This is a genomic window from Aliarcobacter lanthieri, assembly GCF_013201625.1.
Lineage (GTDB): Bacteria > Campylobacterota > Campylobacteria > Campylobacterales > Arcobacteraceae > Aliarcobacter > Aliarcobacter lanthieri.
Genome location: NZ_CP053839.1, coordinates 112,951 through 139,759 on the forward strand (window position 1 = coordinate 112,951; position 26,809 = coordinate 139,759).

Annotated in this window: 28 protein-coding genes; 11 read left to right on the forward strand and 17 right to left on the reverse strand. The window is 27.2% G+C overall.

The window, feature by feature from the left end:
• Positions 1-27: 27 nt before the first annotated feature.
• Complete coding sequence (locus ALANTH_RS00520; RefSeq protein ID WP_026807154.1) at positions 28-2,352, forward strand: TonB-dependent siderophore receptor; 2,325 nt, start codon at positions 28-30, stop codon at positions 2,350-2,352.
• Between the two features lie 152 nt (positions 2,353-2,504).
• Here the strand turns inward: ALANTH_RS00520 and ALANTH_RS00525 are convergent, their stop codons facing one another.
• On the reverse strand, positions 2,505-2,717 hold the full coding sequence (locus ALANTH_RS00525) for a PLDc N-terminal domain-containing protein (RefSeq protein WP_026802910.1): 213 nt from the start codon (positions 2,715-2,717) through the stop codon (positions 2,505-2,507).
• Between the two features lie 74 nt (positions 2,718-2,791).
• Positions 2,792-3,004 (reverse strand): 30S ribosomal protein S21, encoded by a 213-nt coding sequence (gene rpsU, locus ALANTH_RS00530; protein ID WP_004511155.1) that lies wholly within the window; start codon positions 3,002-3,004, stop codon positions 2,792-2,794.
• Between the two features lie 114 nt (positions 3,005-3,118).
• Between rpsU and moaC the strand changes: the two genes are divergently transcribed.
• Positions 3,119-3,589: a cyclic pyranopterin monophosphate synthase MoaC gene (gene moaC, locus ALANTH_RS00535; protein ID WP_026807155.1), complete on the forward strand. Its 471-nt coding sequence runs from the start codon at positions 3,119-3,121 to the stop codon at positions 3,587-3,589.
• Positions 3,586-3,849, forward strand: a complete 264-nt coding sequence (locus ALANTH_RS00540) for an HP0495 family protein (protein ID WP_026807156.1) — start codon at positions 3,586-3,588, stop codon at positions 3,847-3,849. Before moaC ends, ALANTH_RS00540 begins: the two co-directional genes overlap by 4 nt.
• A 4-nt stretch (positions 3,850-3,853) precedes the next feature.
• Here ALANTH_RS00540 and ALANTH_RS00545 read toward each other — a convergent pair whose 3' ends face one another.
• The 4 genes from ALANTH_RS00545 to ALANTH_RS00560 all read right to left on the reverse strand — a co-directional run bounded on the left by ALANTH_RS00545 (position 3,854) and on the right by ALANTH_RS00560 (position 9,091).
• On the reverse strand, positions 3,854-4,117 hold the full coding sequence (locus ALANTH_RS00545) for a hypothetical protein (protein ID WP_026802913.1): 264 nt from the start codon (positions 4,115-4,117) through the stop codon (positions 3,854-3,856).
• Between the two features lie 12 nt (positions 4,118-4,129).
• Positions 4,130-4,918, reverse strand: a complete 789-nt coding sequence (surE, locus tag ALANTH_RS00550; protein ID WP_026802914.1) for a 5'/3'-nucleotidase SurE — start codon at positions 4,916-4,918, stop codon at positions 4,130-4,132.
• Entirely contained in the window at positions 4,893-8,456 is a 3,564-nt protein-coding gene (gene dnaE / locus ALANTH_RS00555; RefSeq protein WP_026807157.1) for a DNA polymerase III subunit alpha, read from the reverse strand. The genes surE and dnaE overlap by 26 nt, the downstream gene beginning before the upstream one ends.
• Before the next feature lie 92 nt (positions 8,457-8,548).
• Positions 8,549-9,091, reverse strand: a complete 543-nt coding sequence (locus tag ALANTH_RS00560; RefSeq protein WP_026802916.1) for a DJ-1 family glyoxalase III — start codon at positions 9,089-9,091, stop codon at positions 8,549-8,551.
• Between the two features lie 113 nt (positions 9,092-9,204).
• On the opposite strand from ALANTH_RS00560, the gene ALANTH_RS00565 reads away from it, so the two are divergent.
• Positions 9,205-9,846 carry a FlgO family outer membrane protein gene (locus ALANTH_RS00565; RefSeq protein WP_051488673.1) on the forward strand — a complete coding sequence of 214 codons (642 nt, stop codon included), beginning with the start codon at positions 9,205-9,207 and terminating at the stop codon, positions 9,844-9,846.
• Between the two features lie 4 nt (positions 9,847-9,850).
• Positions 9,851-10,453: a FlgO family outer membrane protein gene (locus tag ALANTH_RS00570; protein ID WP_026802918.1), complete on the forward strand. Its 603-nt coding sequence runs from the start codon at positions 9,851-9,853 to the stop codon at positions 10,451-10,453.
• Here the strand turns inward: ALANTH_RS00570 and recJ are convergent.
• The 3 genes from recJ to ccoG all read right to left on the reverse strand — a co-directional run bounded on the left by recJ (position 10,448) and on the right by ccoG (position 15,119).
• A complete protein-coding gene (gene recJ / locus ALANTH_RS00575; RefSeq protein WP_026802919.1) occupies positions 10,448-12,013 on the reverse strand; it encodes a single-stranded-DNA-specific exonuclease RecJ in 1,566 nt (521 codons plus the stop codon). The genes ALANTH_RS00570 and recJ overlap by 6 nt on opposite strands.
• Positions 12,013-13,629: a CTP synthase gene (locus ALANTH_RS00580; protein ID WP_026802920.1), complete on the reverse strand. Its 1,617-nt coding sequence runs from the start codon at positions 13,627-13,629 to the stop codon at positions 12,013-12,015. The genes recJ and ALANTH_RS00580 overlap by 1 nt, the downstream gene beginning before the upstream one ends.
• Positions 13,630-13,736: 107 nt before the next feature.
• Positions 13,737-15,119, reverse strand: a complete 1,383-nt coding sequence (gene ccoG / locus ALANTH_RS00585; RefSeq protein ID WP_026802921.1) for a cytochrome c oxidase accessory protein CcoG — start codon at positions 15,117-15,119, stop codon at positions 13,737-13,739.
• Positions 15,120-15,294: 175 nt separating this feature from the next.
• On the opposite strand from ccoG, the gene ALANTH_RS00590 reads away from it, so the two are divergent.
• A complete protein-coding gene (locus tag ALANTH_RS00590) occupies positions 15,295-16,314 on the forward strand; it encodes a thioredoxin family protein (RefSeq protein ID WP_026807158.1) in 1,020 nt (339 codons plus the stop codon).
• Between the two features lie 11 nt (positions 16,315-16,325).
• Here the strand turns inward: ALANTH_RS00590 and coaE are convergent, their stop codons facing one another.
• Positions 16,326-16,919: a dephospho-CoA kinase gene (gene coaE, locus ALANTH_RS00595; RefSeq protein WP_026807159.1), complete on the reverse strand. Its 594-nt coding sequence runs from the start codon at positions 16,917-16,919 to the stop codon at positions 16,326-16,328.
• 83 nt (positions 16,920-17,002) lie between these two features.
• On the opposite strand from coaE, the gene purM reads away from it, so the two are divergent.
• From purM to ALANTH_RS00620, 5 genes are all read left to right on the forward strand, one after another.
• Positions 17,003-17,998, forward strand: coding sequence for a phosphoribosylformylglycinamidine cyclo-ligase (gene purM / locus ALANTH_RS00600; protein ID WP_026807160.1), 996 nt, complete (start codon positions 17,003-17,005; stop codon positions 17,996-17,998).
• 59 nt (positions 17,999-18,057) lie between these two features.
• Positions 18,058-19,476, forward strand: a complete 1,419-nt coding sequence (locus ALANTH_RS00605) for a PAS domain-containing sensor histidine kinase (protein WP_029888266.1) — start codon at positions 18,058-18,060, stop codon at positions 19,474-19,476.
• 1 nt (position 19,477) lies between these two features.
• Complete coding sequence (locus tag ALANTH_RS00610) at positions 19,478-20,161, forward strand: response regulator transcription factor (RefSeq protein WP_026807162.1); 684 nt, start codon at positions 19,478-19,480, stop codon at positions 20,159-20,161.
• Positions 20,162-20,249: 88 nt separating this feature from the next.
• Positions 20,250-21,440, forward strand: coding sequence for an NAD(P)/FAD-dependent oxidoreductase (locus tag ALANTH_RS00615; protein WP_026807163.1), 1,191 nt, complete (start codon positions 20,250-20,252; stop codon positions 21,438-21,440).
• A gap of 9 nt (positions 21,441-21,449) precedes the next feature.
• Positions 21,450-21,803 (forward strand): DUF1641 domain-containing protein, encoded by a 354-nt coding sequence (locus tag ALANTH_RS00620; protein ID WP_026802928.1) that lies wholly within the window; start codon positions 21,450-21,452, stop codon positions 21,801-21,803.
• A 20-nt stretch (positions 21,804-21,823) separates the two neighbouring features.
• Here the strand turns inward: ALANTH_RS00620 and ALANTH_RS00625 are convergent, their stop codons facing one another.
• The 7 genes from ALANTH_RS00625 to ALANTH_RS00655 all read right to left on the reverse strand — a co-directional run bounded on the left by ALANTH_RS00625 (position 21,824) and on the right by ALANTH_RS00655 (position 26,768).
• Positions 21,824-22,855, reverse strand: coding sequence for a glyceraldehyde 3-phosphate dehydrogenase NAD-binding domain-containing protein (locus ALANTH_RS00625; protein WP_026807164.1), 1,032 nt, complete (start codon positions 22,853-22,855; stop codon positions 21,824-21,826).
• Between the two features lie 46 nt (positions 22,856-22,901).
• Complete coding sequence (locus ALANTH_RS00630) at positions 22,902-23,594, reverse strand: pirin family protein (RefSeq protein ID WP_026807165.1); 693 nt, start codon at positions 23,592-23,594, stop codon at positions 22,902-22,904.
• On the reverse strand, positions 23,595-24,368 hold the full coding sequence (locus tag ALANTH_RS00635; RefSeq protein ID WP_026807166.1) for a DODA-type extradiol aromatic ring-opening family dioxygenase: 774 nt from the start codon (positions 24,366-24,368) through the stop codon (positions 23,595-23,597).
• A 20-nt stretch (positions 24,369-24,388) separates the two neighbouring features.
• The gene (locus tag ALANTH_RS00640; RefSeq protein ID WP_026807167.1) at positions 24,389-24,955 is read right to left on the reverse strand and encodes a YceI family protein; all 567 of its coding nucleotides are present in this window, start codon (positions 24,953-24,955) and stop codon (positions 24,389-24,391) included.
• Positions 24,956-25,007: 52 nt separating this feature from the next.
• Positions 25,008-25,460, reverse strand: a complete 453-nt coding sequence (locus tag ALANTH_RS00645; RefSeq protein ID WP_026802933.1) for a MarR family winged helix-turn-helix transcriptional regulator — start codon at positions 25,458-25,460, stop codon at positions 25,008-25,010.
• A 117-nt stretch (positions 25,461-25,577) separates the two neighbouring features.
• Positions 25,578-26,126 (reverse strand): YceI family protein, encoded by a 549-nt coding sequence (locus ALANTH_RS00650; RefSeq protein WP_026802934.1) that lies wholly within the window; start codon positions 26,124-26,126, stop codon positions 25,578-25,580.
• A 66-nt stretch (positions 26,127-26,192) separates the two neighbouring features.
• Positions 26,193-26,768, reverse strand: coding sequence for a YceI family protein (locus ALANTH_RS00655; protein WP_051583557.1), 576 nt, complete (start codon positions 26,766-26,768; stop codon positions 26,193-26,195).
• Positions 26,769-26,809: the final 41 nt, after the last annotated feature.

Genomic DNA, 26,809 nt, shown 5'->3' on the forward strand with positions numbered 1-26,809 from the left:
TCATAATAAATAATAGGAGAAAATTGAATGAAATATTCAAATTGTAAAAAGATTGTTCTAAGTTTTGCTCTATCTTTAAGCCTTTATGGAAACGAGAGTTTTAATTTAGAAAAACAAAATCTTGAGGAAGCTATCAAACAAATAGCAAGTAAATCAAATATGCCATATTTAGTAGATGGAAAACTTTTAAAAGGTAAAACATCTCCAAAATTAGAAAATATTGAAGGTACAAAAAATGCTCTTGATAAAGTTTTAGAAGGTACAGGACTTGAAGCTACTATTGATAATAATACAATTATTATCAAAGAGGTACCCACTGTAAAAGTTATAAATAAAACATATATATTAGATGATGTATCTGTAACAAGTGGAAAAAGTGGAAGTGCTGAATCTGGATATTTAACTGATAATATAACAGGTGTTGGACTTTGGGGTAAAAGAAGTTTACAAGATACACCTTACTCTATGACAGTAATACCACAAGAACTTATTGAAAATGTACAAGCCAATGATATGGCACAAATATTTAAAATGAACCCTTTAACTCAAGATGGTGGATATCAACTTGCTGGAAATCAAGAAAATGTTATTAGAGGTTTTTCTTCTAATAATCCAATTATAAATGGTATGCCTTTAGCCTATTATCATAGTTTTACAACTATGGAAGATTTAGAGAGAATTGAAACAATTAGTGGTGCAACTGGATTTTTATATGGTGGTGGAAGAGTTGGAGGAGCAGTTAACTATGTGATGAAAAAACCAACTTTGGAAGATACAAGAAGCATAAAAATAGGAAACTATGGAGGTGAGCAATACTATGGACATATAGATTTAAGTGGACAAATAGATGATAAAAATATTTTTGGATATAGGATAAATGCTCTTTACCAAGATGGTGATAGTGTAGCAGATGTAGGAAAAGAGCAAAAATATGTAAGCTTAGCATTTGACTATAAACCAACAGATAACTTTACTATGGATTTAAATTATGCTCATAGAAAATTAATACAAGAAAATATGAAATCTATATTCTATGTAAATACATATCGTCCAAATCTTGATGTTAGTAAAAGTTATTCTTCAGATTGGACATCAACAGATGAAGAAAATGATAGAGTGATGACAAATTTAAAATGGGATATAAATGATATTTTTACTCTTAGAAGTTCATTTCTTTATGAGAAATCTGATAGAAAATTAATTGCTACACAATCAATATATACTAGACCAGATGGTTTATATAATGCTTATAACTTTAAATATCCAACTCAAGGACAAGAATCTAAAAATTATTCAGCTAATATATATTTAGATAGTAAATTTGAGACTTTTGATGTAAATCATCTTTTAACAATAGGTTACTCAGAAAATTATCAAAAATATTTGATGGGTAGCTATGCAATTAATATATATTTAGAAGGAAAAACATTAGATGAAATTAAAAATTCATCTCTTCCAAGTGCAATTGCACCAAATGGATTAAAAGTACCAGATAATAAAGCACAATATAAAAATATATTAATAGGTGATGATATAGTCTTTAATGAACAATGGAGTGCTTTAGTTGGAGTAAATTATGCTACTGTAATTCAAACATCTTATAGGAGTGGAGTTCAAAGTTCAAAATATGATAAATCAGAATTAACTCCTACATTGTCTTTAATGTATAAACCATTTGATGATTTAACAACTTATGTAACATATATAGAGAGCTTAGAACAAGGAACTATTGTTGGAGACAATTATTCGAATAGAGGTGAAATATTAGACCCACTTGTAAGTAAACAATATGAAGTTGGAGCAAAATATAGTTTAAATGATAGTGTATTATTAACAGGAGCACTATTTAGAATAGAAAAGGCAAATCAATACTCTGATAATGCAACTCCAATGCCAAAATATGTTCAAGATGGTGAACAAATACATCAAGGAATTGAACTTACATTTACAGGAAAAGTTACTGATAATCTTACATTGTTTGGTGGTGGAACTTTGATGGATATAGAGGTAGAAAAATCAAATGATAAATTACAAGAAGGTAAAAAACCAATAAATGCAGCTTCTAAAATGGCAAAATTGTATGCAGAGTATAATATTCCTATGATTCAAGGCTTAACTGTAACTGGTGGAGCATATTATACTGGTGAAAAATATGGAGATATTTATAATAAAGATAAAATTCCATCATATACACTTTATGATGCAGGTTTAAGATATAAAACAAAATTTGATAAATTCCCAACTACATTTTTATTAAATGTTTCAAACTTAACTGGGAAAGATTATTGGGCAAGTAGTAGATATTTAGGAGATCCTAGAAGTGTTGCATTTTCTATGAAAATGGAGTTTTAATACAGATATATAAAGAGAATCTTTTCTCTTTGTATATTTAAGTGTGAGTTTCAAGGTAGTTTTATTTTCTCTTGTTTTGATTAAAATTTCGATAGATTGATTTTATACTTTACTTTTTACTTTGGAACTCATACTTAAGTTTATATAAAATATTAAAAATCTTTTTTTATTTTTTGTTGTCTTCCTACTAAAAAATATAATATACTACCAAGTGGTGGAGCAAAAAGTATTATGATAAGTACCCATATAATTTTGATAGTATTTGTTTCAAATTCATTTCTTACTACATCTATAAGAGTATAGATTATAAATATAAAAACAACTAAAGCAAGTATTAATACTGATAAAAATATAAATATTTCCATAATTTACCTTTTTTTAGAAATAAAAAAAGCCCAATTCAAACGAACTGGGCTTTTTCTTGGAAATAACAAATCTCTTACAATCTTGATTCGTATCTTCTAAGCATATATAATTTTTTAAGCATTTTCTTTCTAGCAGAAATTTTTTGTTTTTTTCTGATTTCAGTCATTGGTTCAAAATATCTTCTAGCTCTAGTTTCAGTAACGATTAGGTTTCTGTCGCATTGCTTTTTAAATCTTCTATACGCTTCGTCAAAAGATTCATTATCTTTAACTTTAATGCCTGGCACTAAAATCACCCTCTTTCTTTTTAAATTTAGGGTTGGATTATATTTAAAAAATTCTTAATTCCAATTTAACCCAAATTTTAATAGAATAATTTATAAAATAAAAAAGGTGATATTTTGAATTTAACACATCTTGATGAAAATAATCGTCCAAAAATGGTAGATGTTTCAGATAAAAATGAAACAAAAAGAGTTGCTGTTGCAAGTGGTAAAATAACTATGTCAAAAGAAGCTTATGAAGCAATAATATCAAATAGTGTTAAAAAAGGTCCAGTTTTACAGACAGCTGTTATTGCTTCTATTATGGGAACAAAGAAAACTCATGAATTGATACCTATGTGTCATCCTTTACTATTAAGTGGTATAAACTGTGATATTGAAGAAAATGAAGCAGAAAATAGTTTTAAGCTTTTTGTTACAGCAAAGTTAAATGGTCAAACAGGTGTTGAGATGGAAGCTTTAACAGGTGTTAGTATAGGACTTCTTACTATTTATGATATGGTTAAAGCTATCGATAAATCAATGGTTATCTCTGATATTCAATTAGAGAGTAAATGTGGTGGGAAAAGTGGAGATTTTAAAAGATGATAAATTTGAATGATAAAAAACTAGAATTAGATTATCCTTGTAGTTGGGAATATAAATTAGTTGTTTTAGAAGATTGTAATATAAAAAAATGTGTAAAAGAGGTAATTTTAGAAAGAGAACATAATCTAAAACCATCAAAAACTAGTTCAAAAGGTAAGTTTAAAAGCTATACTTTGGAAATGTTAGTTCACAATGAAGATGATAGAAAAGAACTTTTTAGACTCTTAGGTGAACATAGTGATATAAAAATGGTTCTTTAGTAGATTAAAAATCTACTAATTCCCTTTTGAAAATCTCTTGATTTAATTTTTTTATAGCAGTTTGATATAGTTTTTCTACTTCTTCAATATCTTCTTCTCTTAAAATAGCTTTTATTTCATCTATTGATTTACCTTCTTCAAAAGCTATAAAAGTTTTGTACTCTCTTCTTGTAAATTTTCTTTTTAAAACTTCTTGTAGTTCTTCTTCATCTTTTAGAGTTCCTACAAGTTTTACTATATGTTTTGTTATTGATTTTGTAAAATCCAATGTTTTTCCTTTTTAATTGTTTAGCCAATTTTCTAAATTTTTTATATCACTATGTGATGTCATATCAAGTTTGATAGGAGAGATTGATACATAGTTTTCTTTTATCGCTTCAAAATCACAAGATTTATCAATGCTTGGTTTCCAGATAAGTGGATGAAGCCCAATCCAATAGAACTCTTCTCCTCTTGGATTTGTATGTCTATCTGCATCATTTCCATACTCTCTATAGCCTGCTTTTGTGATTTTAATACCTTGGCAATCTTTTGCTTTAATTGGCGGAATATTAACATTTAAAAACTTTCTTTCATCTAATGGAAAAGAGCCTTCTAAGATTTTCTTTGCTAACTTAACAATAGTTTGTTTTGCTAGTTCAAAATCCCATCCTTCATCTATCCCTTGACACATATTTTTACATACTTGAGATATTGCAATAGCAGGAATTCCATGTAAAACTGCCTCCATAGCAGCACTAGCTGTTCCACTATATGTGATGTCTTCTCCCATATTTGCACCAATATTTATACCACTGATTACCAAATCTGGTTTATAACCATCTTTAAAAAGGTTACCTAAAGAGATATATATACAATCTGTTGGTGTTGCATCATCTATTTTATAAAAATCATCTTGAACACAAATCATTCTAAGTGGTCTATCTAAAGTCAATGAATGCCCACAAGCTGATTTATTTTTTGCTGGAGCTACAACTGTAACTCTAGCTATTGGACTTAATGCTTCAATTAAAGCTTTTAATCCTACTGCGTGATATCCATCATCATTTGTTAGAAGTATCTGAAACATCTTCAATATATGCTCCTTTTATATTATGTATTAATTTCTCAATTTCTGAATTTACTTTAAACCCTGTTTCTATTTCTAAATCTGCTAATTTTGATTTTATTAGTATTTTTAGTTCTCTTTTCCCTTGATTATTTGCTACAAGATCAAATAAATCATGCATTAAGTTTTCATCTTCACTAAATGGAATTGAAATAGTTATAGGTGGTTCGATTACCTCTTTTTGCTTGATTTTTACTTTTTCTTTTTGTGCATCAAAAATAGTTTCTATTTTCAAAACACTCATTCTTGTAAATTGCTCTGTTTTTGAAATACGAACTTTAAAAGCTATCGGTTCTTCTAAATCAAAACTATCTCTAAGATCTTTTAATTTATCTTCAAATAGCATAAATTCAACTGTTCCATGATAATCAAGAATTGAAACAATACCAAATTTAGAACCTTTTTTTGATATTTTCTCTGATATTGTTTCTACTTTCCCAACGATTAATATTTGACTTCCATCTGCTAATTCATCAATTTGAGAAGAAAGAGTATAGTTTATTTTTTCTAGTTTATCTTTATATTCATCAAGTGGATGTCCTGATACATAAAATCCTAAACTAGCTTTTTCAAGTTCCAAAAGTTCTTTTGATGAGAATTCATCAAGATGGTCTAATTCAACATCAATTTTTGTAAGTTCTTCACTATCACCAAATAGTGAACCAGTAGCCATTTTCTTTGCAGTTGATGCTTTTGCAACACTATCCATAATTTTTTCAATTTGATTTAAAATAGATTTTCTTGTGTATCCAAAGCTATCAAAAACTCCTGCTTTTGCTAAAGATTCTATAACTCTTTTGTTTACTTTACTTCCATCAATTCTTGAAATAAAATCTGCAAAATCTGTAAAGTAACCATCTTCTCTTGTTTTTAAAATAGAGTTAATAGCTACATCTCCAGCACCTTTGATTGCACCCATTCCAAACATTACAACTTCTTTACCATCTACTTTTTTTGCTGAAAATACAAGATCAGATTTATTTATGTCTGGTGGGAAAAGTTCTAACCCTAGTCTTTTTACTTCATCTACATATCTTACAACTTTATCAGTATTGTCTTTTTCTAGTGTTAAAAGTGCTGCCATAAATTCTGATGAATAGTAGCATTTTAAATAAGAAGTATAAAAAGTAATAAGAGCATAAGCAGCTGAGTGAGATTTGTTAAAACCATATCCAGCAAACTTTACAATCAAATCAAAAAGTTCTTCTGCATAGGCTCTTGTATATCCTTTTTGTTCTGCTCCATCTGCAAACTGCCCTTTTAATTTATCCATTTCCTCTTTAATTTTTTTACCCATTGCTCTTCGCACTAAGTCAGCACCACCTAGTGAAAATCCACCAACACTTTGAACAATTTGCATAACTTGCTCTTGATAAACAATAACTCCATAAGTATTTTCTAAAATAGGTTTTAGTGCAGATTCCAATTCATCATGGAAATAATCAATTTTTGCACGACCATGTTTTCTTTCGATAAAATCATCAAGCATTCCAGATTCCATTGGTCCTGGACGATATAGTGCAAGAACGGCAACAATATCCTCAAAATTTGAAGGCTTTAATCTTTTACATAAATCTTGCATACCATCTGATTCTATTTGGAATAGTCCTAAAGTATCTCCAGTTTGGATTAGGTCATAAACACCTTTATCATTTACATCAATTGTTCTAAAGTCAATTCTTTTATTATGTCGTTGTTCAATAAGCTTGATAGCTTCATCAATAACAGTTAAAGTTTTAAGTCCTAAAAAGTCAAATTTGATTAAATCAACATCTTCTATATATTTTCCGTTATATTGAGTGGCTATTGTATCAAGTCCACTTGGTTTAAAAAGTGGTGTTTTATTCCAAAGTGGTTCATTTGAAATAACTACTCCAGCAGCATGTGTTCCTGCATTTCTATTTAATCCTTCTAAAGCTAAAGCATATTCCCAAACTCTTGCTGCTTGTGGATCAGCTTCACAAAGTTCTTTTATCTTTGATTCTTTTTCCCAAGATTGTGTAAGGTTTATACCTAAATCATCAGGTATAAGCTTTGCCATAGCATCAGCTTTTGCATAAGGCATATCTAAAACTCTAGCAACATCTCGAATTACCCCTTTTGCTAAAAGTTTACCAAAAGTAATAATTTGGGCAACATTGGCTCGTCCATATTGTTTTACAACATAGTCTATAATTTCTCCTCTTCTACTTTGACAAAAGTCCATATCAATATCGGGCATACTTACCCTTTCTGGATTTAAAAACCTTTCAAAAAGTAGACCATAAGGAATTGGGTCAATATCTGTAATCTTTAAACTATATGCAACTAAACTTCCAGCAGCACTTCCTCTTCCAGGACCAACAGGAATCCCCATCTCTTTTGCAACTCTTACGAAATCCCAAACTATTAGCATATATCCTGGGAATTTCATATTATTGATAATATTTATTTCAACTTCTAGTCGTTCTTTATATTCTTCATGTTTTTCAGATGGAACAAGTTTTAATCTATCTTCAAGTCCTTTTCTACATTCAAAACAAAACAAAACTTTATCATTTTCTAAAGAGTATTCATTTTCTGGTTCAGGGATATCTAAATTTATCTCTTTTAATTTATCTCTTGTAAATTTAAAATTTGGTGGTGTTGGATTTCCTAATTTTATAGTTAAATTACATTTATCTGCTATTTCTTGAGTATTTTCTATCGCTTCTGGAATATCTGCATAAAGTTTTGCTATTTGTTCTGGTGATTTTAAATAAAATTCATGAACACTATGTCTTAATCTATTTGGATCATCATAAAGTTTATTCATAGCTATACACATAAAAGCTTCATGCGCATCAGCATCTTTTTGTTCTAAATAGTGTGTATCATTTGTTGCAACTACTTTTATACCAGTTTCATATGCAATTTTTAATATTTGATCATCAATAAAATGTTGATCACCTATTCCATGTCTCATAATCTCAAGGTAAAAATCATCTCCAAAAATCTCTTTATACTCAAGAGCTATTTTTTTTGCTTCTTCATACCCTTTTGCACCAAACTTTAAATTTCTTTCATTTTGTGTATTTAAATGCCAATTTACTTCACCTTGAAGACAAGCAGCACTACAAATAAGTCCTTCAGAGTTTTCTTTTAATAGTTTCTTGTTTATTCTTGGATAGTAATAAAAACCTTCCATATAAGCTTTTGAACTAAGATACATAAGATTTTTGTACCCTACTTCATTTTTTGCATATAAGCATAAGTGAAATCTCTGTCTATTTGTTTTATCACTTATTTCTTCACTATTGTGGATATAAGCTTCCATTCCAATAATAGGTTTTATTCCTTCAGCTCTCATAGCATTATAGAAATCTATTGCACCAAACATATTTCCATGGTCGGTCATTGCTACGCTTGTCATTCCAAGTGCTTTTATTTTTTTTGCTAAAGGTTTTATCTTATTTGCACCATCAAGTAATGAATACTCTGTATGTAGATGTAGATGTGTAAATTGTGGTATTTGTGACATATTCTAAAATCTTTATAAATTTTTTTAATTTATAGTGTAGCTAAAGTTTAATTGTAGGCTTATTAAAAAAGTAGATTTTTAAAATCTACTTTTTAAGCTAAAAGTCCATTTTTTATAGCTTTATAAACTTCTTCACCTTTTAATGTTTTAACTATCTCTAAAGCAAAGAATATAGAAGTTGCTGGTCCTTTTGATGTTATTACATTGTTATCTGTAACCACATTTTGTTCTGTTTGGTAGCCATCATCTTTTATCTTTTTTTCAAAAGATGGATAACAAGTGTAGTTTCCTTCCAAAACATCAGCTTTATGTAAAGCATAAGGAGCTGCACAAATAGCACCAATCTTTTTATTTTTTTCTTTAAACTCTTTTAGAAGTCTTTGTACATTATCATCTTCTGCTAGAGTAAACGCATTTGGTAAACCACCTGGTAACACTATCATATCAAAACTTTCTGTTGATACCTCTTCTATTTTTACATCAGCTTTTATTTGTATATTATGAGCTCCAATAAGATTTATGTCTTCAACTCCAGCAATAACAACTTCAATATCTGCTCTTCTAGCAATATCAATTATACTTACTGCTTCTATTTCTTCAAAGCCATTTGCAATAGCTACTAATATTTTTGCCATAAAATCTCCTTTTTTATGAAATTATATATTAGATTGGTTTATTTAAACTTATATAAAGGATATGTAAGTAATTTTTAAATAAAATCTTAAGAATTTAAAAAGAGGATTTATAAATGTCTAAAGGGTTCATAAAATTAGCTATTTTGACAACTATTTCTTTAGGGTTGATAACTGGTTGTTCTTATAAAGATAAAGAAGTTCAAACTGAACATGACAAAGTTACAAGAATGTCAGATGGTATGAGTGTTGCTAACTATAAACAAGAGAATGTTACGGTTCAAAATAGTTTAGAGGCTACTATTGCTTCACTTGCTACACAAATGATGATTAATAAAAAGCTTGATACAACAAAACCTCTTATTGTAACTTCTTTTGTAAGATTGGATCAGTTTAAAACAACTTCAGAATTTGGTAGAGTTGTTGGAGAGAGTTTAATTGATGAACTATCAAATAGAGGTTTTAATCTAATTGAATTTAGAGGACAAATGGCTATTTCAATCAATGAAAAAGGTGAATACTTTTTATCAAGAAAACCTCATGAGATAAAAAAAGAAGTTCCAAGTACTTATGTTGTAGTAGGAACTTACTCACGACAACCAGGAAGAGTTATTTTAAATGCTAGGGTTATAGATAATATTACTGGTAAAGTTATAACTAGTGCAAGATCTACTTATAAGCACGATTTAGCTCATGATTGTATGATGTTTGGTGATTGTCCACCAATGAGAACAATAAAAATAGTAAAAGAGAAATAGATTTATGTCTTTTATAAATTTAAGAGTTTTAAAACTAATTTTTAGTTTAACTCTCTTAAGCCTTATTTTTGCTTCATGCTCGTATAAAAATCCTATTACAAAAGTTACAAATTTTCATTCAATGATTTCTGATATGGTTGATAAGTCTGCACCAAAAATCAAAGGAAATATTCGCTTAGGTGAAGTTGTCTTAGTATCAGATTTTGTAAATTTAGATAATTTAGAAAATAGATCACAATTAGGTTTTTTATTATCAAATATTTTAAAAGATAGAATATCTTCTTTAGATATCATAATAAGAGAAATAGAACTTGGAAAAGAGTTTGAATTTGGAGCTTCTGGATTTAATCTTCTTACAAGAGAATATGGGAAAATTTTATCAAATCAAGTACAATCAAGATATGCTTTAGTTGGAACTTATTCAATTTCAAATAAAAGTTTAAATCTTTTTATAAAATTAATAGATATAAATAATGGAAATATATTAAGTTCATCTTTTGCTAGAACAGATCTTGATGATGAAATATTAGCTCTTGAAGGTCAAGATGAAGCAAGAGATAAAAGAGAAAAACTAAAACAAAAGATTAATAAGCCTTTGGTTTTATAAAATCTCTTGAATTAAAAAGGTAGGAGTAACCACTCCTCTAAACTCATTTTTCGATATAGATACTATTAAATCTAAATTTTTTGATAAATTTGTATTTGAATCATAAAACTTTAAAGCTTCAAATATAAATCCATCACTATTTAAAGTTAGTTTTAAATGATTTTTATCTCTGCCAATAAGTTCAGATTTTATAATCATTGCATTTGATATTTTAAAAATTGGTCTATCATTTTCAAGTCCATAAGGTTCAAATTCTTCAATAATAGATATAAAGTCTAAATCTACACTAGATACATCAAGTTCACCTAAAGTTATAAAGTCATTATGTAAACTATCTTCAAATGTTTCAAGTTCATTATTTATAATATTTTTAAACTCTTCTAATTTTGAAGCTTCTAAGGATAATCCAGCTGCATTTTTATGTCCACCAAATCCTATTAATATTGGAGAAGCTTTTTCTATTAATTCATAAAGATTAATATTTGAATTTGCTCTAGCACTACCTTTTGCTATTCCATTTTGAATAGAAAATATAAAAGCTGGTTTTTTTTGAGAATTCGAGAGTTTTGAAGCAACTATTCCTATTACTCCTTCATGCCAACTCTCTCCCCATACTATAACTGCTTTCTCTTCTTGTGATATTTGGTTTTGTGCTTGTTTTGTTATATCTTCTTGTAAAGTTTTTCTATAGTTATTTAGTTCATCTAAAATTGCTAAAGTTTCATAAGCATTTGATTGATTTTTTGCTAGTAAAAATTCCAATGCTATAGAAGCATCATCAATTCTTCCTGCACTATTTAATTTTGGAGCAATTGTAAATCCAATATCATCAGATACTAAATTGTCTTTTGAAATTATTTGATTTAAAAGTTTAAATGCTTCTCTAGAAGATGTTTTGATTCTTTTAAGACCTTGTTTAACCATCGTATAATTAAGACTTCTCATAGGCATAATATCAGCAATTATTGCTAAGGTTAAAAGATCTAAATAAGATGACATATCAACATTTACATTTAATTCTTTTTTTATTGCAGCACAAAAATACCATGCAACTTGTGCTCCACAAATATCTTTAAATTCAAAATTACAGTCTTGTTGTTTTGGATTAATTATTGCTAGTGCTTGTGGTATTTTATCTCCAACTGTATGGTGATCAGTTATGATTAAATCTATATTTTTCTCTTTTAATTTTAAACTAGCTTCATAAGCAGAAATACCATTATCAACTGTAATTACTAATCCACTATCTATTAAATCTACAATTTTAGGAGATAAACCATATCCATGCTCAAATCTATTTGGAATTATATAATCTACTTTTATACCAATTTTATTAAAAAAATCAAGAGTGATAGTTGTAGAAACAACTCCATCAACATCGTAATCACCTACTATTGTTATTTTTTCATTGTTTTGTATTGCAAGTTTTACTCTTTTTATAGCAATATCAATATCTTTAAAATTAGATGGAGAAGGAAGATTGGCAAGCTTTGAATAAGGATTATTCAAATGTCTTGCACTTAATATCTCAAAAAGTTTTTGCTTTGTAATTTTAGGCATTATTTAGGAGTATTTGCCTGCTTAATGAAGTCTAAAATAATTGGGTTTGGAGTTTCTAAATGTGAAGTAAATTCTGGATGGAATTGTACTCCTACAAACCAAGGATGATCTTTTAACTCAACTGCTTCAATAAGTCCGTTTGATTGTCCAGAAATTATCATTCCAGCTTTCTCTAAAGCTTCTTTATATTTTGGATTAGCTTCATATCTATGTCTATGTCTTTCTAAATACTCTTTTTCATTTCCATAAGCTTTTTGAAGTTTTGATCCTTTTAATGGCTCAAATGGATATTCCCCTAATCTCATAGTTCCACCCATAGGTGATTCATGAGTTCTTAGTTGTTTGTGACCACTTTGATCTATAAATTCATCTATTAAATAAATCATAGGATTTTTTGTATTTTCATCAAATTCGATAGAGTTTGCATCTTCTATTCCTAAAACATTTCTTGCAAATTCTATTATTGATAATTGCATTCCAAGACAAATTCCTAAAAATGTGATATTGTTTTCTCTTGCATATTGAATAGCTTTTAATTTACCTTCAACACCTCTTTGCCCAAAACCACCAGCAACTAAGATAGCATCAACATTACCAATTACTTCATAAGCTCCTAAATCTTCTATATTTTCACTATCACACCAATGAATATTGATCTTTGTATTTAAGTGTGCACCAGCATGAATTAATGCTTCAATAAGAGATTTATAAGACTCTTTTAATCCTAAATATTTTCCAACAAATGCAATTGTCACTTCATCTTGTGGAACTAAGATATTTTTAACTAGCATATCCCATTTTTCCATATTTGGTTTTATTTTAATATTAAAATGGTTTGAAAGAGGATTTAAAATTCCCTCTTTTATAAAATGAAGAGGAACTTGATAAATTGATTGTGCATCACCAGCTTCAATTACTGCATTTCTATCTATATCACAAGATAAAGCTAATTTATCTTTTAGTGCTTTTGGAAGCTCTTTTTCTGTTCTACAAACTAGCATATGAGGTGTAATACCAATTCTTCTTAACTCTTGAACAGAGTGCTGTGTTGGTTTTGTTTTAAGTTCTCCAGCTGCTTTTATAAAAGGAATTAAACTTACATGAATATTCATAGTATTTGATTTTGGAAGTTCATGTCTAATTGAACGAATAGCTTCTAAAAATGGTAAACTTTCAATATCTCCAACTGTTCCACCAATTTCTATGATTAAAAAGTCATTATCATCAGCAGCTGCAAAAACTCTATCTTTTATTTCATCAACAACATGTGGAATTACTTGAATAGTTTTACCTAAGTATCCACCTTCTCTTTCTCTTTTGATTACACTTTGATAAACTTGCCCAGTTGTAAAACTGTTTTTCTTTGTTAAAGTTTTATCTATAAATCTCTCATAATTTCCTAAGTCTAAATCTGTTTCTGCTCCATCAGCAGTAACAAAAACTTCTCCGTGTTCAAGTGGGCTCATAGTTCCTGGATCAACATTTAAGTACGGGTCAATTTTTAACATACTTACTTTAAATCCAGACTGTTTTAATATTGCTGCAATAGAAGCAGAAGTGATACCTTTTCCTAAAGAGCTTAAAACACCACCCGTTACAAAAATGAATTTTGTCATTACAAATACTCCAAGATAATAATAAATTTTTAAAATATATAAGCTGTGATTTTATCTAAATTTAGTTGATAAGCAATTTAAATATAAAGTGCTTTTGCACTTTATATTTATTTTTGAAGTTTATCTGCTCTAGGGAAGAAGAAAGTAGCAGTTCTAAATACTTTAACTTTTTCTGGGTTCTCTTTAGCATAAGATTTAAATGTAACTTTTATAGGTGTATCTTTTGTATTGTCATTTACTAAAAGTTTATCTGTTTCAAGAATAACAACTTTTTTAGCCATTTTCCCAGGACTTAATGTAAATGGTTCAAATCTTGTAATTTTTAAATCAGGATTATCAACTTCTAAGTGATAAGTTAAAGGTACTGACTCTGTATTTTGGAAAAGTAATAAATAGTTATTAGCAACTACATTATTATCTTTAATTTTATAAAGTTCTGTATCTTTATTTACATTTAAAAGCATATACTCTTTTTCTCCACTCATCACAAATAGTAAGCCAATTACAAGTGATAATGCTACAAAGTACATAACTGTTGTTTTTCTTATTACTTTTGTTGGAGTATTTAGTTTTACTTGATTTGTGCTTGACCATTGAACAAGAGAAGGTTTTCCTAGTTTACCCATAACTTGTGTACAAGCATCAACACATTCAAGACAATTTATACACTCTAATTGTAAGCCTTTTCTAATATCAATATGTGTTGGACAAACAGTAACACAAGATTCACATGCTGTACATTCATTTGTAGGATCAGGTAAATCTTTTATTTTAAATACAATTTTTTCTTTACTCTCATTATAGATATTACCACCTCTATTTGTAGAATAAATTGCTTGATATGTATTATTATCATATAGAACACTTTGAACTCTTGAATAAGGACAGATATATATACAAAAATCCTCTTTTAACATAATTACATCATATACTAAAAAAGCTGCAATACTTGCAACAATACCAATTAAAAATAAATGCTCTGTAGGATTTTGTAAATAAGCAAAGAAATCTTGTGGAGGTACAAAATACCACATAAAGTTAGAAGCAGCAACAAGAGCTAATGCAGCCCATATTAGAATACCAATAACTTTTTTAACTTTATTTTCTGTTTTACTTAAGTCAGGGTTTTTTTGTTTATTTTTTATTCTTCTTAAACCTAAAAGTTTTGATTCAATTAAATCTCTATAAATTACTCTAAATATAGTTTGTGGACATGCCCATCCACACCATGCTCTTCCTCCAATAGAAGTAACAGCAAAGATCCCTAAAAATAGTAGCATCAATAAAAATGGCATCAAATACAACTCTTGCATATCAAAAGCAGTTCCTAAAAGGTGAAGCTGTTTTTTATCAAAAGACAATAAAAATAGTTGATTCCCATTTATTTGAATAAATGGTATAACTAAAGCAAATATAGTTGCACTGATATAACCGATATATCTTCTATATCTATAAGGAGTTTTATCTAAAAACTCATTTTTTTCTTTCATGATTTTATCCTTCGCGACATTTTTTCTATTATACTCCTACAAATTATATTTATTTCTTAAATATGTGTAGAAAAAGCTTAATTTTGAGAAAAATATTATAATAAGAAGCCTATTTATGGTTATCCTTATCATTTCTTATATAAAATATATAAAATTTTATAGATAAGGATTACTTATGAAAAGTATATTAAAAAGCATTATTATTTTACTTTTTTCAATAGCATTTTTAATTACAAGTTTAAGTGCAAAAGAGGGTAAAATTATAGGTGCATCAAATCATGAGATACCAAGATGGTTCAAAGATAGTTTTTTAGATATATCAGAAGATATTGAAGAGGCAAAAGATAGTAATAAACATTTCATAATATTTTTAGATTTTGAAGGATGTCCATATTGTGAAAAAATGTTAAAGGAGAATTTTATTGAAGATAATCAAACTAGTAAATTTATCAAAGATAACTTTGATGTGATTGAACTTAATGTAAAAGGTAGTAAAGAAATTACTTGGATTGATGGTGATGTATTAGCAGAAAAAGAGCTAACAGAGAAATTAAAAATTCAATATAGTCCAACAGTTTTAATTTTTGGAGAAAATAAAGAAATAGTAGCTAGAGTAAACGGGTATAGAAATCCAGTTGACTTTCAAAATATTTTAGAATATGTACAAACAAAAAGTTATAATAAAATAGACTTAACAACATATTTAAGTAAAATTGATAAAAAAGATATTTATAGTTTTAAAGATAATAAAATGTTTAAATCTTTAGATGATTTATCAAAAATTAATACTCCTATTGCAATTATAATAGAAGATAATAGTTGTGTTCAATGTGAGCATTTTCATAATAAAATTTTGACAAATGAAGAAGTTCAAGAAGAGTTCTCAAAATATACAGTTATAAGATTAGATGCAAATAGTACAAAAAAAATAGTTTTACCAGATGGTGAAAAAATATCTCCTAAAGCTTTTGTAGACAAGATAAATCTTGATTATCGTCCAGCAGTTTTATTGTATGATAATAGTAAACTAATATCTACAATAGATGCTTTATTGTTTCCATTTCATTTTAAAGAAGTTCTAAGATATGTTAGTGGAAAACATTATATTCAGTATCCTAATAGTTATTTGGATTATTTGAAAGTTAGGCAAGATGAATTAATAAAACAAGGAATTGATATAAATGTAGCAGAGTAATCTGTCTACATTTAATTTAATATTTTATCTACAAAATTTTCAACTTCATTTTGTAAATGTTTTAAGTCTTTTGAATTATCTATTATAAAATCAGATAGTTTTTTCTTTTCTTCTATATCCATTTGATTTGATATTTTTAGCTTAGCTTCATTCTCATCTATATTATCTCTTTTCATAAGTCTTTGAATCTGTAAATCTTTTGGAGTATAAATAACTAAAGATTTAGGAATTGGATAATTCATTTTCTCAAAAAATAGTGGAATATCTATAATATATGGTTTATTTTGTTCTTCAAAGACTTTTGATTCTTTTATAATTTCTTCTTTAATTAGTGGGTGAAGTAGTGCTTCTAGTTTTAATTTATTGGATTCATTTGAAAAAATTATTTTTCCTAATTCTTTTCTTAAAACTTTGCCATCTTGTACATATTGTTCACCAAAAAGCTCTTTTATTTTAGAACTATTTTCATCTAATAACTTATGTGCTATTTTATCAGCATCAATTATCAAAAATCCATGGAGGTTTAAAAGGTTACAAACTGTACTTTTCCCAGTTGAAATTCCACCTGTTAGTGCTATTGCATTTTTAAATATATTCTCATTCATTTAGTAAGTATAACATAAAAATTTATAAACCATTTGCTATAATATTGCCTAAATATAAAAAGAAAAATATTAAAAGGTGAATAATGGCAACAGTTAGTTACAAAGATGCAGGAGTTGATATAGATGCAGGGAATCAGTTTGTAGAAAATATAAAACCTTATGTTAAGTCTACTATGATTCCTGGTGTTCTAGGTGGTATTGGCTCTTTTGCTGGAGCTTTTGAGCTACCAAGTGGATATAAAAAACCTGTTATCTTAGCTGGAACAGATGGTGTTGGTACAAAATTAAAACTTGCGATTGATGCAAAGAAATTTGATACAGTTGGAATAGATTTAGTTGCTATGTGTACAAATGACTTACTTTGTAACTTTGGAGAGCCTTTATTTTTCCTTGATTATTATGCAACAGCAAAGCTTGAAGTTGAAGAAGCTACACAAGTGGTAAGTGGAATTGCTGAAGGTTGTATAAGAAGTGAGTGTGCGTTAATTGGTGGTGAGACAGCTGAAATGCCTGGAATGTATAAAGAAGGTGATTTTGATTTAGCTGGGTTTTGTGTAGGAATAGCTGAAAAAGATGAATTAGATAGAGTTTCAAAAGTACAAGCTGGAGATATTTTAATAGCACTTCCTAGTTCTGGCGTTCATTCAAATGGTTTCTCACTTGTACGAAAACTACTACTTGAAAAATTAGGTATGAGTTTAGAAGATGATTTTCAAGGAAAAAAATTAAAAGATGTTTTACTTGAACCAACAAGAATTTATGTAAAAGAATTCAAATCAAATAAAGATAAAATCAATGCTTTAGCCCATATTACTGGTGGAGGAATTACTGAAAATCTACCAAGAGTTTTACCTGAAAATTTAACAGCAGTAGTTGAAAGAAATAAAATTAAAGTTCTACCAATATTTGAATTTATGAGTAAACATGTAGAATTAGAAGAGATGTATAGAACATTTAATATGGGTGTTGGAATGATACTTGTAGTAAATCCTTCAAATGTGGATGCTATTCTATCTAATACTGATGGATATATAATTGGGGAATTAAAAAATGGAAAAAAAGAAGTAGAGTTTATATAACTTTACTTTCTAAATAAAATACCTTTCTTCTTCAACATAACTTTGATACCATTGTATTTATGAAAAAAATAAATACTTTTAAAGACAAATCAAAATTCTTTATTTTAGAAGTTGAACATAAAGTTGTTGTAAAAACTTATGGAAGAGAAGGTTTGCATTTATTATGTGGACAAAAACTAAAATCAATTTTTAAAAATAAGATATATAATAAACTTAAAAAACTTACCAAAAGAGTTAATAATCTTACTATTATAAAATGGAAAAGAAGAAAATATGAGGTTTATTTTAGAAATAATAATTTTTATTTTTATGATATAACTTCTTACTGTAAAATACAATCAAAATTAAATAAAAGTCTAAATGAACTTACTTCTAAAAAAGAAGAATTACAAGCTGTATTTGATCTTGCTGCAAATGGTATATCTATACTTGATAGAAATGGAAAATTTTTATATGCAAATAAATTCTTCCAAAATATGATGGAGTATAGTATGGAAGAGTTATATAATGAATCTTGTATCTCTCTATCATCCACTGAATACTCTAAACCTTCACAAACAGCAGTGGAACAAGCTATTAAATATGGAAGTGTTAAAAAGTTTAAAAAGGTTTGTGTAACAAAATCTGGAACACATATAAATGCTAGTATGTCTTTAGCTTATTTAAAAAATCAAGATGAGATAGTTATGATTACATCAGATATTACTGAAGAAATAGAGTATCAGGATAATCTTAGAAAGCAAATAGAAATAGAAGTTTCAAAAAGAGCTGAACAGTATGAGATATTATTTCAGCAATCAAGACTTGCTGCCATGGGCGAAATGATAAATGCCATTGCTCATCAATGGAGACAACCATTAAATAGTTTAGGTATTATTGTTCAAAGTTTAAGACATATTATCTCTTCGAATGTAATTAATATAGATGTTTTAAAAGAGATAGAGTCAGATATTATGGAAAAATTAAACTATATGTCACAGACAATAGATGATTTTAGTACATTTTTTAGAATTACAAAAGAAGAAGAGAAATTTGATATATTGGATAGTATTAAAAATGCAATAAGGCTTATTGATGTACAGTTAAAAAGTAATAACATAGAGATAGAAATAGAAAATAAGTTAAATTCAAATTTAAAAGTTACAGGATTTCTAAATGAATTTAGGCAAGTTATTTTAAATTTAATACATAATTCTATGGTAGCAATAGTAACTAATAATATAGAAAAAGGTAAAATAATAATAAATATCAAAGAATATAAAGAACACTTACAAATAAATGTGATTGATAATGGAGGAGGAATAGAAGATGAAAATATACCAAAAATATTTGATCCGTATTTCTCTACAAAAGAAAAAGGTAATGGAATAGGTCTTTATATGTCTAAGGTAATAATAGAAAACCATATGAATGGTATTTTAAAGGTAAAAAATATAAAAGGCGGAGTTGTCTTTAGTATTATGCTATCAAAGGATTAATTTGCAAATTATTCATAAAAAATTACACTTATTAAATCTTTTAATTGTTGAAGATGATGAGAGTACATTAAAATGGTTGAGTAGAGTATTATCAATATATTTTAATGAAGTAAATATTGCAAAAGATGCTATAAATGCTTTTGAAGTTTTTAAAGAAAAATCATTTGATATAGTGATATCAGATATAGAAATGCCACAAGTTGATGGATTACACCTTTTACAAAAAATAGCATTATTATCACCAAAAACAATGAGAATTGTAATGACAGCTTTCAATACTTCTGAATATATAAATAGAGCAATAGAATCTGATGTTCATTTTTATTTTAAAAAACCAATAGATATAGATGAATTATTAGTGGCTATATCAACATTTACTTCAAAAAATATCTTAAAAGATAAAGTAGTATTTTTAGGTAATAATTATTTATACTATTCAGATAAAAAGATTATAAAAAACGATGAAAGAAGTATTTCTCTAACAAAGAAAGAAGTTTCTCTTTTAGAATTTTTATTACATAAAAATGGGAATATTGTTAGTATAGAAGAAATAGAAAACAATGTATGGAAAGAACCTGTAAGAGCAGATGCTATTAGAATGGTAGTTACAAATCTAAGAAAAAAAACATATTCTACATTGATAAAAAATATAAAAGGAATAGGATATAAAGTAGATATAGACTAAATTCTTATATAAAACTTATAATTATCTTATAAATAACTTATAAAATTTAGCTAATGTTTTCTTCTATCTAATATATAGGAGAAATAAGATGAAGAAAAAAATTCTTATAGTAGGTGGTGGAACAGCAGGTACAATGACTGCAAATAATCTTGCAAAGAAAATGATGCCTGAAATAGATAAAGATGAGGTAGAAATCACATTAATATCTAATTCAAAAAACCACTATTATAGACCAGGTGCTATGTATGTTGCATTTGGAAAATCGGAAGGATATGAATTTGTAAGAGAACAACGTTCTTTACTTATGAGTGAAATAAAATTTGAAGTAGAAGAAGCAGTTGAAATAGATACAAAAAACAATTTTGTTAAATCAAAAAGTGGTAAAAAATTTGACTATGATTTTTTAGTTTTAGCAACAGGTTGTGAAGCTGCTCCAGATAGAATTCCTGGATTAAAAGAGGGTGGAGATTTATTCTATACTTATGAAGGTGCAATGAAACTTGCTGAAAAGTTTCATAAGATAGAAAAGGGTCGAGTATTAATTACAGTTAATTTTCCTAAAACTCCAAATATCCCTCATCAATGTGGTATAGCACCAGTTGAAACAACAATTATGTTACATGACTTCTTGGTTGAAAGAGGTGTTAGAGATAATATTGAGATTATATATACATATCCAACAGAAGCACAAAGTGTACAAAATGGGTTATTCTTGCAAGAACCTACTTCAAAAGTTCTTCCAGATATTTTTGATGGAATTGGTGTAAAGCATAAGACAGGTTTTACATTAAATAAAGTTGATGTAGACAAAAAAGTAGCATATTCTCAAGAGGGTGAAGAATTAGAGTTTGATATTCTTATGTCAACACCACCATTTGTAGCTGTTAAATTTATTAGAGAATCAGGATTGTCACAAGCTTTGGATAATGAAGGATGGCTTCCTACTGATAAAAAAACTCTAAAAGTAAAAGGATACAACAATATTTATACTCTTGGTGATACTGTTGATTTACCAGTTTCTAAAGCTGGTGGAACAATTCATAACCAAACAGATGTTGTTGCTAATAATATTGCTTCTGAATTAAGACATGGTTACCCAACAGAAAGCTATGATGGTCTTGTTATAGCCATTGCACAAATGGGATTAACTTGTGGAATGCCACTTTGGTATGATTATGAAGAAGATGTAAAACCTACACCTTGTAGTAAACTTGGTAGCTTTGTAAGAAAAGGTTTTAACAAAGGTATTTATTGGGCTGCTGCTCGTGGAATGATATAGGAGAATAATATGAGTGAAAAAGTAGAAGTTTTAAAAACTAAAGAGATGCAAGAATTAGAAGAGAAAATCACAATGTTAGTTAAAACAGGAAGAATTGATAATCTTATAGATCTTCTAGCAGTTGTATCAGATAATATCGAAATGACAACACAACCAATGGTTGAAAAAATGATAGGTACAGTTGATAATCTTGCAACAGCTGGATTTATAGTTGAAAATGCTGTTCGTTATGCAAAAAGAGAGAATGCAAAAAATTCTAAACAAACACTTTTTGGTCTTTTGAAATTAATGAAAGATGAAGAAACTTTAAAAGGATTGAGTTTTATGCTTAATTTAACTAAAGGTATAGGAAGACAGCTTTAAAAAAGTTTTGTTCTCAAATTTTATATTTGAGAACAAATACTCTTATAATATCTTAAAGTTTCTACAACTTTTGAAGCATATCCCCATTCATTATCATACCAAAGTAAAAGTTTTATCATGTTATTTTTTACTTCTAAATATCTATGATCAATTATAGTTGTATATTTTTCTTTTTTAAAATCACTTGATACTAAAGGCTCAAAATTATTTAAGACTATTGGAAACTTTTGATTTTTTTCAAAATTCATAAATATATCTATTATTTCATCTTTATTTGAAGCTTGTTTTGTAAAAAGTGTCACATTTATTGCTCCAACCGTATCAGTTGGAACTCTTAAGGAATTTGAAGAAATTAATTCACTATTGAATTTAGGAAGTACATAAGAACAAGCTTTAATAGTTGTTGTGTGACTTGGTATTATATTTTGAGTTGAGCTTCTTCCAAATTCAAAGTTTAAATCAACATCTCTAGTAGCACTTCCTACATAGTTTCCATCGAGCACTCTTTGATGATTTAAAAGTGGGTGAATGGTTACTATATCTCCACAAAGTATCTCTTTACTATCATCTATTATTTTTAAAGCTGGAAGAAGTGAAGTTGCATTACATGAACTTGTTGAGATAATTTTATGAATATTTGGATTTATTTTATTTTCATTTACTCCTAAAACTAAGTTTATATGTGCATTTCTATTTGGATGAGTTAAAAATATAGCTTTTACAGGTAATTTTTCTAAAAGTTTAATATCTTCTTTTTTACCACTGGCATCAATAATAATATCAATATCTTTTAAGTCAATATCTATTAAAGAATTATGATTTAAGATTTTGATTTTTGCTTTAGAATTTTGTATAAAATTATTATCAATTATTTTAAACTTATCATCAAATTTTCCATAAGTTGAGTCATAGTTTATAGAATAAACAATATTTTCTATATATGGGTTTATATCATTTATTGAAACAATTTCAAAATCTTCTATATTTAAAAGCTGTTTTAAAACAGCTTTTCCTATTCTTCCTGCACCATTTATTAAAACTTTCAATTTCATAAACTTCTTTCATTATTTATTTTCTGAAAGTATAGTTAAAAATATATTATTTCTTCATTTCTATAAATAGTATATGACTCTTTGAAATAGGATTTATTATTAATTGTTTTTCATCTACTAATTCCATAGCATCTCCATTTTCTAATAAAATACCATTTATTGTTGCTGTTCCTTCTATTTGTACAAAATAAATCTGTCTATTTTCATCTATATTGAATTCTAAAGACTTATCTAATTCACTAACATAAATATTTATATCTTGATATATTTTTATTGAACTTTCTCCATTTTGAGATGATACAATATTTAATAGTCTATTCTCTCTTTCTTCAAGTTTGTATTTATGAGAACCATAAAGTCTTGGAAGTCCTTTTTTAGGTGGAAAAACCCAAATTTGAAGAAGTCTTAAATCTTTATTACTTTCATTCTTTTCACTATGGTAAATTCCATCACCAGCACTAAGATATTGAACTTCTCCTCTTTTTAGAATTTCACTATTTCCCATAGAATCTTTATGTGTTATTTCACCATCTACAATATATGATATTATTTCCATATTTTCATGAGGGTGCATATCAAAACCACTATGTGGATAAACTATATCATCATTTAAAACTCTTAAAACTCCAAATTGTATATTTACAGGGTTTCTATACTCTGCAAAACTAAAATGAAAACGACTCTCTAACCAACCTAGATTAGATTTTCCCATATTCTGTTTTGATAACTTTTTTAACATTTAAAACTCCTTTTGGTCAAATATAAAACTCTCCATGGAAATATTTGAGTACAACATTTCACTATTAAAAGATTTCCCTTTTTTATATATAGCATTTCCAAAAGCTATATATAAAGGTAAAAAATGTTCTTTTGATGGATGGTTCTTATAAAAATTTATATCTTCACTTATACTTATTAATTCCTCTTTATTACCAGTTTCTATAATAGCTTTTATTTTTTCATTAAATTCTTTTGCATAAGGTTTTATTATTGAGCTAAAACTCATATCACCTAAATTATGAGTAATCCCACCACTAAAAATAATTAATGCTTCATTTTTAAAAGGTTTTAATTTTTCACCTAAATTTATCAATTCATTTTTATTATAAGAGGAAGGAATACTTAGTTGTAACACAGGGATATTTAATTTTTTATATAATAATGCTAAAACATTCCAAACTCCATGGTCATAACTTTTTCTATTTTCATCAATTGATATATTTATATTTTCTTTTCTTAATTTCTCTATTAAATTATATGTTAAATTTTTATCACTATTTATTTCATATTTAACTTCATATAATTCATCTTCAAAACCATAAAAATCATACATTATTTTATTAGCTTCAGGACTTATAATTTTTAAATCTTTTGTAATATAGTGAGCTGAAACTATTATTATATATTTTGGTAATTCTAAACCAAGCCCAAATTCTTGGAAATTTCTTTTTGATTTAGAATCACTTAAAATTATATTTGGAGCTCCATGTGAAATAAATAGTGTAGGGTACATAGTTTTATATTTTAGCTAAATTATTTAGCTAAAATTCCTTGTATTTCAACATCTATTTTTACAGTTTCATCAACAAGTACACCACCAGTTTCTAAAGCTTTATTCCAATTAAGTCCAAAATCTTTTCTATTTATTTTACCTGATAATGCTAATGCAACTCTTGTATTTCCCCAAGGATCAATTGCTGTTCCATTATCTTCTAAATTAAGTTTAATATCTTTAGTAATTCCTCTTATAGTTAATTTTCCATAAGCATAATTTCCATCAACTTTATCTAATGTAAAAGTTAAAGTAGGGTGATTTATTTCATCAAAGAAATCAGCAGATTTTAGATGTGCATCTCTTTTTTCATCATCAGTATTAATTGAAGATACATTAACATTACCTTCTAAGCTTTTTAATTTTTTTATTTTTTCATCGTATTCAAATTTTCCATTAAAATTATTAAATTTCCCACTTACATTTGATATCATCAAGTGTTTTACTTTAAATTCAACATTTGAATGACTTGAATCCACATCATATGTTCCTGCAAATAATGCACTTGAAGCTACTATTGAAGCTAACGTTAATTTTAAAAATTTCATTTTTTATCCTTTTTTTAATATATTACTAATTAGTACCAATAAAACAAAAAAATTAATTTGCTTTATAAACTTTATTCAACAAATCATATAAAGTATCAAGTTCTTCATCATTTAAAACTTTCATTGCTTGAGTTAAATTTTTTGCATGATTTGGAAATACAATTTCCATAATATCTTTACCTTTTTGAGTAATAGATAATATTGAAGCTCTACTATCATTTGGATCTTTTATAGAAGTTATCCAACCATCTCTTTTTAAATTTTTTACAACAACCGTAATATTACCTGGAGTACTCATAGTCAATTTTGTAATTGAACCTATATTTAAATCTCCTAGATGATATAAAACTTCTAATACTTTAAATTGATTAAACGTAAGATTATGTTGTGATAAATAGTTAATTGTTAAATTTACAATTTTTAAACTAGCTTTTTCTAATCTAACAGCTGTTTTCATAGATTTATCAGTTCTTTTTCCATAAGTTTTTAACGATTTATTTTTCATAACATTCTCCATTCCCGAATTATATTACTAATTAGTAGTAATGTCAAGAGTAAAATAAGTAAATTTAAAAAATTATTGTTAAAAAGGGTTACTTCAGTTTAGAGTAACCCTTTTGTATTATTGAAGGTTTCCTTGAATATCAATATTTAGTTTTACTTCATCACTAACAGCTACTCCACCAGTTTCTAAAACTTTATTCCAAGTAACTCCAAAATCACTCCTATTTATTTTACCAGCTAATGTAAATCCAGCTTTTTTACCTAACGCCCCACCATTTTCTAAATCAAGTTTAATATTTTTTGTAACACCTTTCATAGTTAAATCACCATAAACTGCATCTTTTTCAACTTTTGTTGATTTGAAACTAATTTTTGGGAATTTCTGTGCATCAAATATATCATCTGCTTTTAAATGATTGTCTCTTTTTTCATCAGCAGTATCAACAGATGCTACAATAATCTCACCATTTAAAGAAACTAAAGAGTTTGTTTTATCATCAAATTCAAAAGTTCCAGAAATATCTTTAAATTTTCCATGTACATTTGAAACCATCATATGTTTTACTGTAAAACCTGCATTTGAATTTGTTGCATCAACTTTGTATTCTCCAGCGAATAGTGAAGATGCAAGAATTACTGATATTAATCCTAATGTTGTTTTTTTCATTGTTTTCCTTTGTTTTATAATAAAGAGTATCAATTATACTTTAAAAAAGTTAATGTAAAATTACTTTTATTTTTTATCTTTAAAATAAAATTTATCAACTAAATTTGCTTCAATATTTATTTTTATTTTAATATCGTTTGAAGTTGCACTACTTCCTATATCTGTAAGCTCATCCCAACTTAAATCAAAGAAACTTCTTTTTATAGTTGTTGTTAAAGTTAAATATAAAGTATCTAAAAATACACCACTATTTTCTAGTTCAAATTCAATATTTCTAACAACATCTTTAATTTTGAGATCACCAGAAATTTTATTCTCTTCAATTTTTGTTGTAATAAATGAGATAGTTGGAAAATCTTCTGCATTTAAAATCTTTTTACTTGAAATTAAGTTATCTAACTCTTTATTAATTGATTGTACTGAATCTACTTCAATCTCTCCATTTATAGATTTTATAAGATTACTATTTTCATCGTAATCAATTTTTCCATAAAGCTCTTTAAACGATCCCTCTATTAATGTCGATTTTTGATAAGTAATTTGAAAATCTACATTAGATAAATTTGTATTTACTCTATACTCTTTTGCAAATAAACTTCCTGTTAAAAGTAGTGTACTAAGCGCTATTTTTAAAAGATTCATTTTTTTCCTTCATAAAATTAATGTTGGAATTATAACTAATT